Origin of the sequence: Pseudomonas sp. GM24 (assembly GCF_000282235.1) — a bacterium.
GTDB lineage: Bacteria > Pseudomonadota > Gammaproteobacteria > Pseudomonadales > Pseudomonadaceae > Aquipseudomonas.
Window position 1 is genome coordinate 1 of the sequence record NZ_AKJR01000355.1, and the last position, 1873, is coordinate 1873.

Below are 1873 nucleotides of genomic sequence, written 5' to 3' on the forward strand. Positions count from 1 at the left end.
ACCGCTGCGCGGTTCATCGCGAGCAGGCTCACTCCTACAGTTGAAATGCGTACCCCTTGTAGGAGTGAGCCTGCTCGCGATGAGGCCCTCTAAAACACCCGAGAATCAGGCGAGTTCGGCGACTTTGGCCGCTTTCAGCTCCGCCTCGCGCGCCTGCGCGTCCGCCAGCCGATACAGCTCGATCGTGCCGTCCCAATGCTCGATCAGCGCCGTGCACGACTCCACCCAATCGCCGCAATTGAGGTAATCCACCTCCCCCACCTTGCGGATCTCGGCGTGGTGAATGTGCCCGCACACCACGCCATGCAACTCGCGCTTCACGCATTCATGGGCGATGGCTTCTTCAAAGTCGCTGATGAAACTCACCGCGGTTTTCACCTTGTGTTTCAGGTACGCCGACAGCGACCAGTAACCGTAGCCATAGCGCGCACGCCAATGGTTGAGCCAGCGATTGAGGGTAAGGGTGAATTCGTAGGCCGAGTCGCCGAGGAAGGCCAGCCAGCGGTGATAACGGGTGATGACATCGAACTGATCGCCGTGAATCACCAATAGATGCCGCCCGTCTGCGGTGACATGCACCGCCTCGTCAACCAACTGGATATTGCCCAGTATCAGCTTCGAATACCGACGCAGGAATTCGTCGTGGTTGCCGGTGACGTAGATCACCTCGGTGCCGCGCTTGCTCATGGTCAGCAAACGCCGGATCACGTTGGTATGCGCTTGCGGCCAGTACATGCCGCCGCGCAGTTTCCAGCCGTCAATGATGTCGCCGACCAAATAAATCTTGTCGGCATGGTAGCCCTTGAGAAATTGCGACAAGTGCTCGGCCTGGCAATCCCGCGTGCCCAAGTGCACGTCGGAGATCCACAGGGTGCGCACGCGTTGTTTGCGACTGGGTCTGGCGAGCTCGGCGCTGGTCATGGGCAACCCTCTGCGATGTTTTCGCCACTTTGCGCCTGCCCGGTTAATCGACCATGACAAGCGTGAGTCAGTCCTGTGACAACGCATCCGGTGTGCGCCGGTGTAGACTGGCGACCACTTCGGAGACAACCTGCCATGCGACCGATCCTCACCCTGCGTCAGTACACCCACGATTTGATCGTCCACAGCCACGACCACGCGCAATTGGTGTTCGGGCTGTCCGGTGCGCTGGATTTCGAGGTCGAGGGTTGTGGCAGTCAGGTGCGTCAGCAGAGTTTTGTAGTTATCCCTTCCGGCGCTCATCATGCCTGCGGCAGTCCCAATGGTAGCCGCTGTCTGGTACTGGATATCCCGGACGGCCAATGGCTGACGGATTCACTGGGCGAGCATGCCGACGCCAGCCATCGTCTGCTCGATCAACCGGCGCGCCTGTCGCTGGATTCGGGGCAAAGTCAGTTGGTCAGCTGGCTGGCAAACAGTCCGGTCAGCGATCCATTGATTGCCCAGCAAGGCGCGGTGTTGCTGCTGGCCAGCCTGAATCACGCGCAACCTGCGGAACACGCCATTCGCCGCCTGCCCTATGCCGCGCTGGATGCGCACATCGAGCAATACGCCGCGTATCCGCTGCAAGTCGCCGATCTGGCACGGGTGGCAGGATTGTCCAGCGCGCGTCTGCATGCGCGTTTCATGGCCGAATGCGGGCAGACGCCGATGGATTACATCCGCAGTCGGCGCCTGCATCTGGCCGTGCAAATGCTCCGCGACACAGCCCTGCCGATCGGCGAAGTTGCCAGTCGCGTCGGCTACAGCTCGCAGAGCGCTTTCTCGGCCGCCGTCTTACGCGAGTTCGGTTCGTCACCCGGCCAGCTTCGGCGCGATTCCTGCGACAAAAGACGATAGCCTGCCGACAGACTTACTGAGCTCGACACGCTTAAATGTAGGAGCTGCCGAA

The 1873-nt window shown here is 60.7% G+C and carries 2 protein-coding genes; one reads left to right on the forward strand and one right to left on the reverse strand.

Annotated features, from left to right (window positions below):
• Window positions 1-105: 105 nt before the first annotated feature.
• Complete coding sequence (locus PMI23_RS28265; protein ID WP_007919701.1) at window positions 106-921, reverse strand: UDP-2,3-diacylglucosamine diphosphatase; 816 nt, start codon at window positions 919-921, stop codon at window positions 106-108.
• 135 nt (window positions 922-1056) lie between these two features.
• Here PMI23_RS28265 and PMI23_RS28270 point away from each other — a divergent pair, with 135 nt between their 5' ends.
• Complete coding sequence (locus PMI23_RS28270) at window positions 1057-1821, forward strand: AraC family transcriptional regulator (RefSeq protein ID WP_007919703.1); 765 nt, start codon at window positions 1057-1059, stop codon at window positions 1819-1821.
• Window positions 1822-1873 lie beyond the last annotated feature (52 nt).

Bases quoted from the DNA above. Each gene is read 5' to 3' on its own strand.
- PMI23_RS28270 (WP_007919703.1), top strand. From the start codon at position 1,057: ATGCGACCGATCCTCACCCTGCGTCAGTACACCCACGATTTGATCGTC.
- PMI23_RS28265 (WP_007919701.1), bottom strand. From the start codon at position 921: ATGACCAGCGCCGAGCTCGCCAGACCCAGTCGCAAACAACGCGTGCGC.